The organism is Mesorhizobium sp. M1A.T.Ca.IN.004.03.1.1 (assembly GCF_003997555.1).
Taxonomy (GTDB): domain Bacteria; phylum Pseudomonadota; class Alphaproteobacteria; order Rhizobiales; family Rhizobiaceae; genus Mesorhizobium.
The window spans coordinates 54,481-69,086 of the sequence record NZ_RZTV01000007.1 but is presented as its reverse complement, the minus strand read 5'-3'; the positions used below and the strand labels follow the sequence as shown (position 1 = coordinate 69,086).

General features: G+C 63.3%; 12 protein-coding genes and 1 pseudogene. 8 read left to right on the top strand and 5 right to left on the bottom strand.

What is annotated here, in order from left to right:
• Positions 1–53 precede the first annotated feature (53 nt).
• The 7 genes and pseudogenes from EOD29_RS21470 to EOD29_RS21435 all read left to right on the top strand — a co-directional run bounded on the left by EOD29_RS21470 (position 54) and on the right by EOD29_RS21435 (position 6,005).
• Positions 54–977: a sugar ABC transporter permease gene (locus EOD29_RS21470; RefSeq protein ID WP_095777012.1), complete on the top strand. Its 924-nt coding sequence runs from the start codon at positions 54–56 to the stop codon at positions 975–977.
• Positions 977–1,825 carry a carbohydrate ABC transporter permease gene (locus EOD29_RS21465; protein ID WP_067324203.1) on the top strand — a complete coding sequence of 283 codons (849 nt, stop codon included), beginning with the start codon at positions 977–979 and terminating at the stop codon, positions 1,823–1,825. Before EOD29_RS21470 ends, EOD29_RS21465 begins: the two co-directional genes overlap by 1 nt.
• Before the next feature lie 3 nt (positions 1,826–1,828).
• Positions 1,829–2,896: a sn-glycerol-3-phosphate ABC transporter ATP-binding protein UgpC gene (gene ugpC, locus EOD29_RS21460; protein WP_127247772.1), complete on the top strand. Its 1,068-nt coding sequence runs from the start codon at positions 1,829–1,831 to the stop codon at positions 2,894–2,896.
• Between the two features lie 131 nt (positions 2,897–3,027).
• Positions 3,028–3,200 (top strand): annotated as a pseudogene (locus EOD29_RS21450) (sugar phosphate isomerase/epimerase); the annotation flags it as partial.
• 86 nt (positions 3,201–3,286) lie between these two features.
• Positions 3,287–3,772 carry a hypothetical protein gene (locus EOD29_RS21445; protein ID WP_095824342.1) on the top strand — a complete coding sequence of 162 codons (486 nt, stop codon included), beginning with the start codon at positions 3,287–3,289 and terminating at the stop codon, positions 3,770–3,772.
• A 199-nt stretch (positions 3,773–3,971) separates the two neighbouring features.
• Positions 3,972–5,411, top strand: a complete 1,440-nt coding sequence (locus tag EOD29_RS21440) for an aldehyde dehydrogenase family protein (RefSeq protein WP_067324714.1) — start codon at positions 3,972–3,974, stop codon at positions 5,409–5,411.
• 12 nt (positions 5,412–5,423) lie between these two features.
• Positions 5,424–6,005, top strand: coding sequence for a DUF1349 domain-containing protein (locus EOD29_RS21435; protein WP_095824341.1), 582 nt, complete (start codon positions 5,424–5,426; stop codon positions 6,003–6,005).
• Positions 6,006–6,188: 183 nt separating this feature from the next.
• Here EOD29_RS21435 and EOD29_RS21430 read toward each other — a convergent pair whose 3' ends face one another.
• The 4 genes from EOD29_RS21430 to EOD29_RS21415 form a co-directional block, all read right to left on the bottom strand.
• Positions 6,189–7,754: a glycosyltransferase gene (locus EOD29_RS21430; protein ID WP_127247771.1), complete on the bottom strand. Its 1,566-nt coding sequence runs from the start codon at positions 7,752–7,754 to the stop codon at positions 6,189–6,191.
• The gene (locus EOD29_RS21425; protein WP_127247769.1) at positions 7,751–9,922 is read right to left on the bottom strand and encodes a glycosyltransferase; all 2,172 of its coding nucleotides are present in this window, start codon (positions 9,920–9,922) and stop codon (positions 7,751–7,753) included. Before EOD29_RS21425 ends, EOD29_RS21430 begins: the two co-directional genes overlap by 4 nt.
• Entirely contained in the window at positions 9,919–10,569 is a 651-nt protein-coding gene (locus tag EOD29_RS21420) for a bifunctional DNA primase/polymerase (RefSeq protein WP_127247767.1), read from the bottom strand. Before EOD29_RS21420 ends, EOD29_RS21425 begins: the two co-directional genes overlap by 4 nt.
• Positions 10,570–10,670: 101 nt before the next feature.
• Complete coding sequence (locus tag EOD29_RS21415; protein WP_127247765.1) at positions 10,671–11,600, bottom strand: TIR domain-containing protein; 930 nt, start codon at positions 11,598–11,600, stop codon at positions 10,671–10,673.
• Positions 11,601–12,082: 482 nt separating this feature from the next.
• Between EOD29_RS21415 and EOD29_RS21410 the strand changes: the two genes are divergently transcribed.
• Positions 12,083–13,366 (top strand): O-antigen ligase, encoded by a 1,284-nt coding sequence (locus EOD29_RS21410; protein WP_095777019.1) that lies wholly within the window; start codon positions 12,083–12,085, stop codon positions 13,364–13,366.
• A gap of 133 nt (positions 13,367–13,499) precedes the next feature.
• Here the strand turns inward: EOD29_RS21410 and EOD29_RS21405 are convergent, their stop codons facing one another.
• Positions 13,500–14,594, bottom strand: a complete 1,095-nt coding sequence (locus EOD29_RS21405) for an acyltransferase (protein ID WP_127247763.1) — start codon at positions 14,592–14,594, stop codon at positions 13,500–13,502.
• Positions 14,595–14,606: the final 12 nt, after the last annotated feature.

Below are 14,606 nucleotides of genomic sequence, written 5' to 3'. Positions count from 1 at the left end.
AGAAGGACGCTGTCGCCACGCTGGCCTCACCATCACCCGTAGAGCCAAATCGAATGACCTACGCAGTGTCCGAAATCCGATCGACCGGCCGGCCGCGCAAGAAGCGGCTGAGCAAGGCCGCGATCGAGCCCTGGCTCTATCTTTCGCCGGCTATCGTCCTGCTGGTCGTCGTGCTCCTGGTGCCGCTGATCATCGGCATCAGCTATTCCTTCCGCAAATTCTCCGCCTTCAAATCGGAATATGTCGGGCTCGGCCAGTACCAAGCGATGCTCTCCGACGCGGTGCTCGGCCAGGCGCTGGTCAACACGCTTTGGTGGACGGCCGCCAGCCTGTTCTTCCAGTTCTTCCTCGGGCTTGGTCTGGCGCTGCTGCTCGACAAGCCCTTTTATGGCCGCAAGGTCGTGCAGGCCGTGGTGTTCCTGCCCTGGGCGGTGCCGTCCTTTCTTTCCGGCCTTACCTGGGCCTGGCTGTTCAACCCGATCATCGGCCCGCTGCCGCACTGGCTTTTCGCGCTCGGCCTGAAGGCCGAGCCGACCAACGTGCTTTCCGATCCGGCCACAGCTATGTGGGGGCCGATCGTCGCCAACATCTGGTTCGGCATTCCCTTCTTCGCCATCACTCTGCTTGCGGCGTTGAAGTCGATCCCGTCGGAACTGCATGAGGCGGCAGCCATCGACGGCGCCTCGCCCTGGCAGCGCTTCACCAAGGTGACGCTGCCGTTCCTGGCGCCGACCATCGTCATCACCGTCATGCTGCGCACCATCTGGATCGCGACCTTCGCCGACCTGATCTTCGTCATGACCGAGGGCGGACCGGCAGGCTCGACCAGCACGGTGCCGGTCTACATCTATGTCAGCGCCTTCAAGTCGCTGGACAAAGGCTATGCGTCCGCAGTCGCGGTGCTGCTGCTGGTGCTGCTCATTGCCTATGCGGTTGGCCTGATCGCCATCCGCCGCACGCTTGTGAGGCATGTCTGATGATTGCCGGCCGCTCCACCTCCTCGCGCATCGCTGGCGGCATCGGCCTCTACGCCGCGATCGCCGCCTATGTCGTCTTCGCGCTGTTCCCGATCTTCTGGACGCTGAAGATCTCTGTGACGCCGGAGCGGCTGCTCTATTCCGAAGGCATAACCTTCTGGCCATCGGAAATGACGCTCAAGAACTTCGACACCGTGCTGGAGGCTTCCGACTTCCCGCGCTACTTCTTGAACAGCGTCATCGTCTCGGTGTCGACGGCGGCACTGGTCACGGTCATCGCCACGCTTGCCGGCTATGCGATGTCGCGCTTTACCTTCCGCGGCAAGGCGACTTTAGCGATCCTGCTCTTGCTGACCCAGACTTTCCCGTTGGTCATGGTCATCCCGCCGATCTACCGCATCATGGGCGATCTCGGCCTGACCAACAGCCTGACCGGGCTGATCATCATCTACACCGCCTTCAACACCGCCTTCGCCACCTTCCTCATGCAGTCCTTCTTCGACAGCATTCCGAAGGATCTGGAGGAGGCGGCGATGATCGACGGCTGCACGCGCGCCCAGGCCATGCGCCGGGTGATCGTGCCGCTCACCTTGCCCGGCATGGGGGCGACGCTCGGCTTCGTCTTCACCGCCGCTTGGAGCGAATTGCTGTTCGCGCTGATGCTGATCTCCAGCGACGAGCAGAAGACCTTTGCCGTCGGCCTGCTCACCTTCATCGGCAAGTTCGCCGTCGACTGGGGGCAGATGATGGCGGCCTCCATCCTGGCGCTGATCCCGGTCTGCATCTTCTTCGCCTTCCTGCAACGCTATCTCGTCACCGGCCTTACCGCCGGCGCTGTCAAAGGATAATCGATGGCTTCCGTCACGCTGCAACATGTCGAGAAGGACTATGGAGCGCTGCGCATCCTGCACGGCGTCGATCTCGAGATCGCCGACGGCGAGTTCGTCGTGCTGGTCGGCCCGTCCGGCTGTGGCAAGTCAACGCTGCTGCGCATGATCGCCGGCCTGGAGGAGGTCACCGGCGGCGAGATCCGAATCGGCGAGCGGCTGGTCAACGATGTGGCGCCGAAGGACCGCGACATCGCTATGGTGTTTCAGTCCTATGCGCTCTACCCGCATATGGACGTCTCCTCGAACATGGGCTTCAGCCTGATGCTGAAGAAGGCCGAGAAGACGACGATCGACGGCAGGGTGGGCGCCGCCGCCAAGCGCCTCGGTCTGGAGACGTTTCTCGGCCGCCTGCCGCGCCAGCTTTCCGGCGGTCAGCGCCAGCGCGTCGCCATGGGCCGCGCCATCGTGCGCGATCCCAAAGTCTTCCTGTTCGACGAGCCGCTGTCGAACCTCGACGCCAAGCTGCGCGTCCACATGCGCGCCGAGATCAAGGCGCTGCACCAGCAGCTGAAGACGACCTCGGTCTATGTCACGCACGACCAGGTCGAGGCGATGACCATGGCCGACCGCATCGTCGTCATGCATGACGGCTATGTGCAGCAGGTCGGTCATCCGCTGGAGCTCTACGATCGTCCCGCCAACACTTTCGTCGCCGGGTTCATCGGCTCGCCCGGCATGAATTTTTTGCCGGCAAAGGTCGCCAAGGGCGGCAAGGTCGATGCCGTGCTGGCCGACGGCCAGAAGCTGAGGCTGCCGGACGGATTGCCGCTGAAGGATGGCGGTGCGCTGACCGTCGGGCTGCGGCCGGAACACATCCGGCTGGCCGACGACGGCCCGCTGAAAGGTCAGGTCGAGGTCGTCGAGCCGCTCGGCCTGTCGACGCAATTCTATGTCAGGCTGGCCAACCAGCAGATCTGCGTCTTCGTCATGGGCCGCAGCAATGTCAAACCGGGCGACGCGGTCCGCCTCGCCGCCGACCCAGCGGCGCTGCATCTGTTCGATCCGGCAAGCGGCGCTCGCATCGGATAGGTCAGCGCCGGCGGAAGGCGTCCAATGTGTAATCGGGCCGGTCAGGTCGCCTAGATCGGCCAATATCCCGGACAAGACCAGCGTCGTCGCCACGCCTGCACCGGCCCCGCCTGCGCTGTCGTGCTCGACGCGAATCCTTCTCCTCCGAGATCGTCGGCGAGAACCTCTTGAGGAAGACGGCGATCTGGCGCAATTGTGGACCGACAACATGGAATTGGCCCGCCATGCGCGCCGCTTCATCGACGTCGGCCTGGAGACCGCCCGGCGCAAGGCCGAACTCCACTCGGCCTCGCAAGAGCCCTGACGCTTCGATACTGCCGCGAGGTGAATTGCGGTTTTCGGCAGCCGCGCTCTGCTAGAATCCCGTGATTCGTCTCGACAGGGAACGGCATGAGCAAGGCTCTCGGCACATTCGCATTGGTCACGGTTCTGAGCGCCTTGCTGATGGCGCTGTCGCTGGCGGTCGCCAAGCACGGCTACCCTCAAGGCGCCTTCGGCGTTAAGCGCCTCGACGGCATTGCCGACGCGGGTTCGTTCCTGGCCATCGCCGCCATTTATTTCTTCAGCGCGCTGTTGATGTTGATCCTGCCCATCCGCGCCGCCGGGGTTGTGCTTACGCATGCCGCCGACGCGATCTTCTGGGCAACGATCGTGCTGTTCGCCGCCATTGTCGGTTCGCTTCTCGCTCGATGGGCGCTCGGCCAGCGTGAGGTGCCTTGGACCCTTCTCAACTGGCGCTTCCTGTTCGTCCCGGCGATCGTCGGCGCGCATCTCGCCATGAATGAGCTTCGCCGCAACATCTTGCTCAGAAGCCTGTTCTTCGTCATCTTCGCCGCGGCAACGCTCGCCTGCCTGTTCTGGTCGTTTTCCGTCTGAAGGAGGCCGTCAGGGCTTTGTCGTGACAGGGGGCGCGGACGAAGCCGGTGGACTTCCACCGCCGCGCGCCTACCTTTATCGAAAGCTTCTCGGGTAGACGTTTCCGCAGACCATGGCTATTTCATTTGTCTGACAAATGACCGGCGCTTTGCCACGCCAGCCAATCTCGAAGAAGCAAGCCAATCTCGAAGGAATGAAGATGACCGTGCTCCGCAAGAACCTGATCGACGGCGAGTGGCTGGGCGAGGCCGGCTCGCGCAACATCAACCCGTCGAACACCAACGATGTGGTCGGCGAATACGCCTCGGCCGGGCCGGAGGAGGCCAAGCAGGCCATCGCGGCCGCCAAGGCGGCCTTCCCGGCCTGGTCGCGCTCCGGCCCGCTGGCGCGCCATGCCGTGCTGAAGAAGACTTCCGACGAGATCATGGCGCGCAAGGACGAGATCGGCCGGTCTCTCGCTCGCGAAGAAGGCAAGACCCTGGCCGAAGGCGTCGGCGAAACCATCCGCGCCGCGCAGATCTTCGACTTCTTCGCCGGCGAGACGCTGCGGCTGTCTGGTGAGCTTGTGCCGAGCGTGCGCCCCGGCGTCGGTGTCGAGATGACCCGCGAAGGCGTCGGCGTGGTTGGCATCATCACGCCGTGGAACTTCCCGATCGCCATTCCCGCCTGGAAGATTGCGCCTGCGCTGGCCTACGGCAACACCATCGTCTTCAAGCCGGCGGAACTGGTCCCCGAAAGTGCCTGGACCATCGTCGACATCCTGCATCGTGCCGGGCTGCCGAAGGGCGTTCTCAACCTCGTCATGGGCAAGGGCTCTGTCGTCGGCCAGGCCATGCTCGACAGCCCGGACGTCAACGCCATCTCCTTCACCGGCTCTGTCGGCACAGGCAAGCGTGTCGCCGCGGCGAGTGTCGAGCATATGCGCAAGTTCCAGCTCGAGATGGGCGGCAAGAACCCGCTGGTCGTGCTCGACGATGCGGACCTTGCGGTGGCCGTCGATTGTGCCGTCAACGGCGCCTATTTCTCGACCGGCCAGCGTTGCACCGCGTCCTCGCGCCTCATCGTCACCGAAGGGATCCACGACCGCTTCGTCGACGCCATGAAGGAACGCCTGGACAAGCTGGTGATCGGCGACGCGCTGGACGCCAAGACCCAGATCGGCCCGGTCGTCGACCAGACCCAGCTCAAACAGGATGAGGACTATATCGCCATCGGCCGCCAGGAAGGCGCTGAACTCGCCTTCGGCGGCGAGCGGCTGGAGCGCGAAACTCCCGGCTTCTATCTCAGGCCGGCGCTGTTTACCGGCGCCACCAACGCCATGCGCATCTCGCGCGAAGAAATCTTCGGCCCGGTCGCCAATGTCATCCGCGTCAAGGATTATGACGAGGCGCTGACTGTGGCCAACGACACGCCGTTCGGCCTGACCTCCGGCATCTGCACGACCAGCCTGAAGCACGCGACGCATTTCAAGCGCAATTCCGAAGCCGGCATGGTGATGGTCAACCTGCCGACGGCGGGCGTCGACTTCCATGTGCCGTTCGGCGGCCGCAAGGGCTCGAGCTACGGCCCGCGCGAGCAGGGCCGCTACGCCATGGAGTTCTACACCACCGTCAAGACGGCCTATACGTTCGCCGGCTGACGGGCAGGCGTCATGACCTCTGACTTTGCCGGAATGGCCTGGCTCAACCCGCCGCCGCACCATGTGTTCGGCGACGGGACGCTGCATGTCCGCACCGGCAAGGAGACCGATTTTTGGCGCGAGACCTTCTACGGCTTCCGCCGCGACAATGGCCATTTCCTCTATCGTCCCGTCGCGGGCGACTTCAGCGCCGGGGTCACCGTCAAGGGCGAATACAAGGCGCTCTACGATCAGGGCGGGCTGATGCTGCGGCTCAGCGAAACGCACTGGATCAAGGCCGGCATCGAATACACGGACGGCCTCGCCTATTTTTCCGTTGTCGTCACCAACGACACCTCCGACTGGTCGCTGGTCAGCATTCCGACAGACCCCGACGGCGTGAGGATTCGTCTGACCCGCCACGCCGAAGCCATTCGCGTTCAGTACCTCGATGCCGCGGACGGCCGCTGGAAACCGGTGCGGCTGGCCCATTTCCCGGTCTCGCGGAGCGTCGACGTCGGCATGATGTGCTGCTCGCCGCAGCGCGAAGGCTTCGAGGTGATGTTCTCGGGCTTCAGCGTTGGCCCGCCAATCGCGAGAGAGTTGCACGATTGATGGTCGCGCGGCGCTGCCCTCTTGCGCAGTTCGCAGGTCGATGCCCCCAGCGCGGCATGGGCGCGGTGACTGGCCGGCCGTCGGCCGTTCAGCGGTCGAGCGTCCGGCGAATTCGGTTGCGATGCTGGAAGGCTGCCCTTCGCGGCCGGCTGTTTCTGGAGGGAAACTGGGAAAGGCGGGGCCTCACCAGGGGACGTGCTGTATCTCCAGCCGCGGCAGTCCGATCGGCCTGATGCCGAGATCGTTCGCCAGGGCACCGAAACCCTCGGTCTCGATCAGGTCGCGATAGGGGATCTCCGGAAAGCGAAGGCCGCCGCGATGCAAGGCGGCATCGACCAAGAGCATGGTGCCGCCGACACCGTCCAGGCCGATGCTGTCGAGGTGGCGGACATCGCTCATATGCAGCCTTGCATGTGTGTGCCGCGGAGGCTGATAGAGACCGTCGTGAACATGGCGGAAGTAGTTATGATCTCTGTTGTGCCGCACAGTGACGAAACTGTTGAGGTCGAAGCTGTCGCCGCCTGGGACTTTCACGCAGTGCGGCGCGACGATGCGGTGCCCCCTTGCAATCAGCCGGGTCACGACGTCCGCTGGAAAACGCCAGACATCGATGTCGATCCACAGCGCCCAGTCGTCCTCGTCTCTCAGCCCATGATCGATCAGATGGTTACGCACCTTGGCGATGCCGCTGCGCCTGAAGCGTTGCAGCTGCCGGTTCGCTCGCTTGTCGCGGTCAAGCTCGGTGCCGAGTTTTTTCCGCAGCAGCACGACATCGCGATAGTCCTTGCCCAGGGCTGCAGTGGCGCCTTGCAACCGCTCCCAGCTGCCATCTGAACTGTCGCCTTCGCAAAAGACGAGCTTCATCTTGTCTCTTGGGAAGTCGAGCTGCCGCAACGCGGCGAGGAATGGCTCTATGTGTTGGGCCGCATCGCGCAGCGGCACCAGCACGGCGAGGTTGGATCCCAATGGCGGCGGCGCCGCGATGGCCGCTTGGCTGACGCTTTGCCGGGCGGCTTGCTCATCGGAAACAGTCCCGCGCGTCAGGCGGTGTCGGGCCTGGTAGATCAACTTGCGCAGCCTATGCCGCAACCGGGTGGGCCTCTCCGGCGTCCACCATGTGCCCGCCCAGTGGTGGATCGACAACGTCATGCCGCCGCTGCCCGCCCGCTTTCCCGACGAATCGAGAGGCGAGTACAACTCGGCCGGATGGATCGCAAACGCCGTCTGGTCAGGATAGCCGAGTTGCGCGGAGGTAAGCACGCACGGCCCGGTGGCGTCGATCGCCTGTTTTGCGCGGACGAGCCCGGGCAGGAACGACAGCAAATGAAGCCAGAACGGGTGCCCCGGCGGGCTGGCCATGGTCCCGTTGAACAGAAGGTAAGGCAATCCGCGAAAGTCCGCCTGCACGCGTGCGTGGGCGTCCGGCTCCGTGCAGAACACGATCCGATCCTCGCCCAGGAGCGGATCGAACGGCGCCACGCATTCGCAATCGATATCGGCATAGACGCCGCCGAAATGGTGGAGAAGCAGATAGCGGCCCGCGTCGGCGCGCAGGATACCATACTCGTAGCTGCAAAAGGTCGGCAGGAAGCTGGGATAGTGTGCGGCCACGAACTCGAGCAAAGTCCGATCGTTCCAGAACATCATCGTCCAGTCCGGATGATGCCGCTTCCAGCTGTCGACATAGCCTTGGAAACGGGGTGGGACGATGTCGGTCTTCCACGTCTGGTGCAGGATTTTCGGGATCATCCGCGGCTCACGGCTTGAACTTGGTCACAGTCGGCGTCGACGCGGGTGCCATCCAGGCCCAGGCCCTGACCGACGGCCTCGCGGATCGCTTGCGGCCCGAACCGCGACCATGCGGCGTCGTGGGCCCGGGCGCGAAGGCTGGCCATGCGCGCATGGTCGGAACAAAGTCTGACCGCCATGTCGGCCAATCCCTCGTCGGTGTCCGACAGATGCACCTCGTCGCCCTCGATCAGGTCGAGACCCTCGGCTGCCAGCGGCGTTGCAATGACCGGGACCCCCCAGGCCATTGCTTCGAGGATCTTGATCCGCGTGCCGCCGCCCATGGCGAGCGGGACGATGCTGAGATGGGCAACGGACAATAGAGGTCTGATATCGTCCGGATCCTCGACCAGACTGACCCCATCCAGTCCTGCCAGGGCGCGAACGCGCGACGCGGGCGAACGGCCGGCAAGAACGAGCTTCGCGGTCGGCAGCGTCTGGCGAATGCGGGGCAAAATGGTATGCCCCAGCCGCTCGGCGGCGTCGACGTTCGGCTGATAGCTCAGATGGCCAACATAAAGGATGAGCGGAAACGCATCCGAGACGGCTCGCTGCAGCGGCAGTAGCCGCGGCAGCTCGTCCGCTCGCGGGATGCCGTTTGGCACGATGTGGACGGGGACTTGCAGCCGGACAAACGCCTCCAGCCGCTGACGGTCCCGTTGCGAGCACACCCAGATACGGTCGACGATGGCAGCCGCCTTTCTCTCAAGCGCCCTGAGGTCTGAGGAAAACGGCCGCCAACGCTTCTTGCGCGGCAACTGACCGGCGAGATCCGATTCGACATTGTGCATGTCCAGAACGAGTTGCCGGACCATCGGCCGCAACGGAGCGAGAAATCTGAACAGACCAACGCCTTCGACGACAATAGTATCCGGGCGAAAATCCGCTACGAGCGCCTTGAGCCGCGCCAACGCCGGGAGCGGTATCCGGCTCTCGCCCTTGGCCCTCCAGCGGGCGAGCGAAGGCGCTCGCGGTTCGGACTTGTTCATGAGCTCGGTCACGCGAATGTCCGGCTCGGCAGGTTGGACGTCGCTGCTTGGCGGCAGGAGCGAGGCCAGGCAGACCGGGCCGAACGCGGTTGCCGCCGTGGCGTTGCCGAAATTCCGGAGATCGGCGCCGGACCTTGGCGGAAACGGCGGGTCGTGGCATATGATCAGCGTGCGGCGCGACGTCGCTGAATTGGGCATTGGCGACATCCTAGCCTCAGTCTCGGTCAGTCGCCCGATGCGGATCCTGGCCAGATATCGCATCGCCTTCCAACTGCGGCCCAGCTCCTTATGCGCTCGGACCGCGCGCATCATGCCGCCAGCATCGGCGAACTTGCGGTGCCTGATCAACTGTCGGGCGATCCGCTGAGCTATCCAGGCCTTGCGCCACTGCAACGCCTCCCGTTCGACCCCGGCGGCAGCCAGCCCGTTCAGTTCCAGCGCTATGGCAAGGAAGGTACTGCGCGGTGCCGTGATGAAGCGGCGCGCCATACGTTCTTCGTCATGGTGGTAGAGCAGCACCGGGGTCTCGACGGTAACCACGTCGGCACGGGCCAGCACGGCGGTCCAGTAGCAGGTGTCCTCATCGAGGCCGATCGTTTCCGGAAAGCGGAGGTTTGCGGTCGCCCAGCCGGCGACCAGGGCGCTTCCCATCGCGATTGGCCACACTTCGTTGCGAAGGTAGCGCCGCACATTCTCTCGCCTGTCCGGGACGTAGCCCTGCGGTGCCTTGAGCTTGTCCGGCCGGCCTTTTGTGCGCCGTATGCTGGCCCCGACGGCAAGGCCGGCGCGAGGCCGGCCTGCCAGCGCCGCGCTCAGCCGCGACAGGCTGCCGGGCATCACCTCGTCGTCGGCATCGAGAAAGAATATGGATGTGCCGCTTGCCCGCTCGAGTCCGACATTGCGCGCGGCGCCCGCTTTGCGCAGTCGAACGCTCACCACCTCCAGAGGCAAGCCATGACGTTGCGCGCTTTGCCTCGCCATCGCAGCTGTCTGGTCGTTCGACCCGTCGTCGATCACGAGAATCTCGCGGATGACCGCTCTGTCGGAAGCCAGACTGCCGACTGCCGCTTCGATGGTTGCAGCCGCATTTCTTGCCGGGATAACGACGGTAATGTCAGCCGCCACAGGTGAGCCGCTCATTGCTGTTCGAAGAAGCCACGCTTGAGCAGGCGGTCATAGCAATGCTTGAGCACCGACACGGGGCGCAGCGAAAGACTGTCAAGATTGCCCACCACCTGAGGTTCCATGTCGAATGGCGAGTGGCCTTCGATCCAGCTGTAGGAGGAGCCGTCCTTCAGCTCCGATGGGCAGCCCACGACATAACCGCCCAGCGCCTTCGCGTGACCCACCCGGCGCAAGCCGAAATGGAGGCTGGAAGAGACCACCGGTTCCCGCGTTCTTAGATAGACATGAAATCCGCTCGGCGATTTTGCTATTGGCGTGCCGTTCGCAATTGCCTTGTGACCGGACCGCCAGGCACGGTAGCCGGCGTCGTCATCGAAATCGAGGATCATCAGGTTCGCAAATCCACCCAATATGCCGACATTGCCGGCAAAGTCGCCAAACCAGCGCGCGATGTCGCTGCGGCCCGGCGGCTTCTGCGCCAGTTGGAAGGTGATGGAGGTGAACGCCAGTTCCTTCAGGTCCTTGCGCAACGTCCGCAGGTGCAACGGATCATACTCCATGGCCGCGAGGTCGAGATGCTTGCCGCCGGCACGAAGCGGCAGGCAGATATAGCCGCGCTCGAACAGCCTTATGGTATAGTCGGTCAGTGCCCCAGCCTGCATCCGCCAAATGTTCCGGGATCGAGACGTTCCCGACAATCTGTTGAGCCGAACGGTCCGTTCGTCAAGCGCCGGCGCCTTCGCCGCGACTGCCAGCACTGTCGTCAGACATTCTTGATCGACTTCCAGTGACTTAGCCGTTCTGCGATCAACTCCACGCGCCGCTGATTGTCGTTCCCGTCCAGGATGGTTAAGTCCTGCGGATCGGCGCGCAGATAGACGCCGGACGTTCGCGCATTCACCTCCGGATTCGTGTCCGAACGTGTCGTGAAATATCCGGACGCGCGCTCGGCGGATTCCAGCCGGATTTCGCCTGTCCCGTGCAGCTGCGGCGCGTTGGCGTCTAACGGCCGTTCCCCGTTCCAGTAGTAGAAGATGCCCGAAGACTCTCCTTTCTCCTTCGACGCCTCGCTCCAGTATCTGGCTGACAGGCTGCCATTCTCTTGCCATGAGCGGCCGTTCAGCTCCAGTGCGCCGTTGCGGTCCCGCGAGATCCTGAGCAGACTGACCGCGGAAGGCTCCCTTGCTGTGCGCTCTGACAGGGAGAACTGCCACCAAAACCCCTCTATGCGGGCGACTCGCCCCTCATTTTCGATGGCATTTCGCAGTTTTTGATTGATCGCTCTGGTCTCCGCGGCGGTCGCTGCCTCGCCGTAGCGTACCGACGTCAGGCCGAGCAGATCGCTGGGAAGCTTGGCACCATTCGCATGCAGGATGAAGGTCCGGCGCATGCCGAGAACCCCGCCGAACAGGCCGGCCTCGAAAACCACATTGTCTCGCGGAGAAGCCTGGGCGGGAACAGTGGTGGTCGATTCCGGCTGGCTCGCGCTCGTCCAGTCGTCCTGGGCGAACACGAAAGCGGCGAAGTCGACCTCGCGCGTCAGCTCGAGGAGACGCCCCAGTGTTGTCGTCCCGGGATTGAAGGATGTCGTCCAAGGTTCGACATTGGCAATATCTTCAAGGCCACGCTGCAGCGCCTGCAACAGCTTCTTCTGTTTTCCTGACGAGCCCAGGAAGATTCGCGGTTTGCCCATTCGTCTCTCTCCGGCGCAATAGACTCCTCACAGCGTAGGCGGTTGTCCTATCTCATTGCAACGACCGCATTACCATGGCAGCCTCCAGCTACACCTCCGCGCGGTGCTGGAAGAACTGCAGGAAGAGCTCGCGCTCGGTGGTGATGCTCGGGGACCTGTTCTCGCATGAGCCGATAATCGAAATCGATTTTCGGGAAGGATCATCCGCCAACGAGCAACAGGCCGCCCCATTCCGGCCTTTTCGCTGTGCAATATGCCTGTGATAACGCCTCTTTGCCCGTGGCAACATTTCCGGTTGAGCCACCGGCGATAGGGCGATAGATTATGCTGCAGTGCACAATGAACCCGGTAGGGCCGAACGTCGGCTCGTGCCGGCTATCAGACACTGAACCGCGCTAACTGTGTTTACGCAATTCCCGACGAAAGACAGTCACACACTTTTCCTGGAATTGCTCCAAGGCTGAACGGACGAAAAATCCGGCATGAAGATTCCAAAATCCATTCTGCTCGATCCGGAGGCAAACAAGGCCTATGGCGCCTTTGCCGTCGCGGTTTCCGTTCTTGCCTTTGCCTATTCCAGCAATTTCGGTCAGGTCCTGATCCTCGCCTATTACGCGGTCTGGCTGCCGCTGTTCTTCGTCGACTACCGGCGTTTCACCTGGAAGCTCTCAAACGCTTGGCTGCCGATACTCTTCGCGACCTATGTCTGCCTGTCGGTCTTCTGGTCGCAGGCCGCCGGCATCAGCGCGCGTGCGGCGGTGCAATATTCCTCGCATATCGTCTGTGCCTATATCGCGGCCCGCACCATCAGCGTGCGGACGCTGGTCCTGGGATCGCTGATCGGGATATTCGTCGTCCTGCTCTACTCGCTGAAAGTCAACGCTTACGCGCTGGACATAATGGACGGCACTTTCAATTTCGTCGGCGCCTTCGCCTCCAAGAACCAGGTCGGGTTCTTCTCGTCGTTCGGCATCTTTTTGTCTTTCGTCTTCCTGATGTTTTACCGGCGCAACTGGCTGAGCTTCTTCTGGACCGCGCCGATCATCCTGATGTCGGCATACATGCTGGCAATCTCCCACTCGGCGACATCCGTCGCCTCGCTGCCGGCGGTGCTCGGCATCGTCATCTTGCTCACCATGAGCAGGGTCCTGTCGCGGCGCTACCGCCGCGTGCTGTTCGTGGTCGGCGGCGGCGCGTTGGTAGCCGGCGTGGTGGCCGCGCTGAACCTCGGCCTGCTGGACGTCGTGCTCGGCATCTTCGGCAAGGATTCGACGCTGACCGGCCGCACCTATCTCTGGCAGCAGGGTTGGGAGGCGGCGCAGCTGCACCCGCTGCTCGGCTACGGCTATGCCGCCTACTGGGTGCAAGGGTTCGCCGATCCGGAACGGTTGTGGGCCGAGTTCTACATCACGACCCGCACCGGCTTCCATTTCCACAACACCTATATCGAGACCCTGGTCGAGATCGGCTTCGTCGGCGTCACCATGCTGGCGCTGATCATCCTGCGCGCCTTCTACGGCCATATCTCGAAGGTGGTGTTCGGGGTCTGGAGCGCCGATTCGGTGGTGCTCGCCGGCGCCGTCGGGCTGATGCTGATCCGCTCCTTCTTCGAGGTCGAGATCCTCGGCCCTTACTTCATGGCCTCCTTCATCGTCTATTATGGCCTGTTCAAGCTGAACCCGCTGCCGGTTGCCCGGCGACGGCGGGTTGCCATTCCTGTCCAGGATGAAAAGCCGGCCAACGGCCACATGCCGGCGCCGGTCTGATCGCGGTTTTCGCCTCGGTCGCGTCGAGGAGTTAAAGCATGTCCCACGAAAGCGAGAACCGATTTCGGGTCAAAGACATGCGTAAGACCAACCTAAAAGAGCGCGGAGCAAATCTGAAAGATTGCGACGCGCTTTAGGCCACGGCTCGCGAGCGCTGCATTTGCCGCTGCAGGAAGCGGCGCACCGGCTCGTCATAGATGCGGGTGGCAATGTCGGCGATGACGATAACCGCAGCGGCCATGACGATGCCGAACCAGGGATGATGCGCGAACGGGTCGACCGACGCCGCCTTGCCGGCCCCGGCGATGATCATCAGCAGCGGCGTGTGGATGATGTAGATCGGGTAGGAGACCCGCCCCAGCCAGCCATAGAAGCTAGCCAGTCGCGGCGCGGTCGGCGCCACCGCGCCGGTCACCACCATGAGCGGGAAAACGACGGCGATAGAGGCGAGGTCGTAAGCGACACGCCCGGCAGCACCCGCAGGCGCGATGGCGAAGACGATCAGCGTAAGCAGGATCGCGGCCTCGACCCACCAGCCGCGCCGCAGAAAGCCGAGGCCATCCTGGTAGCGCGCCATCGACCGGCAGAGCAGCACGCCGAGGAAGAAGGAGAACCAGACGCGCGGCAGCCCGCTGATGATGGTCTTGCCGGTCATGCCGAAATCGAGCGTGCCGGCAAGTGCCGAGGCGACGATCAGCAGCACCAGGCTGACAGCCACCAGCACCGTCAGCACACGTTTCGACAGCAGTAAGAAGACGGCGGCATAGGCGATGTTGACGATCAGCTCGAAGAACAGCGACCACGAAGCGGGATTGAGCGGAAAGATCGTATGGTAGGCATCGCCGACCAGCGGAATGAAGAGCATGCCTGTCGTGAGCTGCGTGCCGATCTCCGACAACGGCATGTATTCCGTCGCAATCAGCCTGTTCTTGATCAGCAGATAGAAGCAGCCGAGCAACGTGCCGGCGAGGTAGAGCGGGTAGAGGCGTATCAGGCGGATGGCCAGGAAGGTGCCGAAGCCCATGCCGTTCTCGATCTTGCGGTCGTAAGCGTGGGCGATGACGAAGCCGCTGAGCAGGAAGAACAGGTCGACCGCAAGATAGCTCGACGGCAGCACTTTGCCGTCGGCCAGGAACGGCGAGAAGTGATAGAGCATCACGCTGATCGCCGCCACGCCGCGGATGGCGTCGAGGTTGAGGTAGACGTGACGCGGAGCGGCAGGCTGCATTCTATGCCTTCA

Excerpts from the sequence above, each read along its gene's own strand:
- EOD29_RS21470 (WP_095777012.1), top strand. The coding sequence starts at position 54 with ATGACCTACGCAGTGTCCGAAATCCGATCGACCGGCCGGCCGCGCAAG.
- EOD29_RS21465 (WP_067324203.1), top strand. The coding sequence starts at position 977 with ATGATTGCCGGCCGCTCCACCTCCTCGCGCATCGCTGGCGGCATCGGC.
- ugpC (WP_127247772.1), top strand. The coding sequence starts at position 1,829 with ATGGCTTCCGTCACGCTGCAACATGTCGAGAAGGACTATGGAGCGCTG.
- EOD29_RS21445 (WP_095824342.1), top strand. The coding sequence starts at position 3,287 with ATGAGCAAGGCTCTCGGCACATTCGCATTGGTCACGGTTCTGAGCGCC.
- EOD29_RS21440 (WP_067324714.1), top strand. The coding sequence starts at position 3,972 with ATGACCGTGCTCCGCAAGAACCTGATCGACGGCGAGTGGCTGGGCGAG.
- EOD29_RS21435 (WP_095824341.1), top strand. The coding sequence starts at position 5,424 with ATGACCTCTGACTTTGCCGGAATGGCCTGGCTCAACCCGCCGCCGCAC.
- EOD29_RS21430 (WP_127247771.1), bottom strand. The coding sequence starts at position 7,754 with ATGATCCCGAAAATCCTGCACCAGACGTGGAAGACCGACATCGTCCCA.
- EOD29_RS21425 (WP_127247769.1), bottom strand. The coding sequence starts at position 9,922 with ATGAGCGGCTCACCTGTGGCGGCTGACATTACCGTCGTTATCCCGGCA.
- EOD29_RS21420 (WP_127247767.1), bottom strand. The coding sequence starts at position 10,569 with ATGCAGGCTGGGGCACTGACCGACTATACCATAAGGCTGTTCGAGCGC.
- EOD29_RS21415 (WP_127247765.1), bottom strand. The coding sequence starts at position 11,600 with ATGGGCAAACCGCGAATCTTCCTGGGCTCGTCAGGAAAACAGAAGAAG.
- EOD29_RS21410 (WP_095777019.1), top strand. The coding sequence starts at position 12,083 with ATGAAGATTCCAAAATCCATTCTGCTCGATCCGGAGGCAAACAAGGCC.
- EOD29_RS21405 (WP_127247763.1), bottom strand. The coding sequence starts at position 14,594 with ATGCAGCCTGCCGCTCCGCGTCACGTCTACCTCAACCTCGACGCCATC.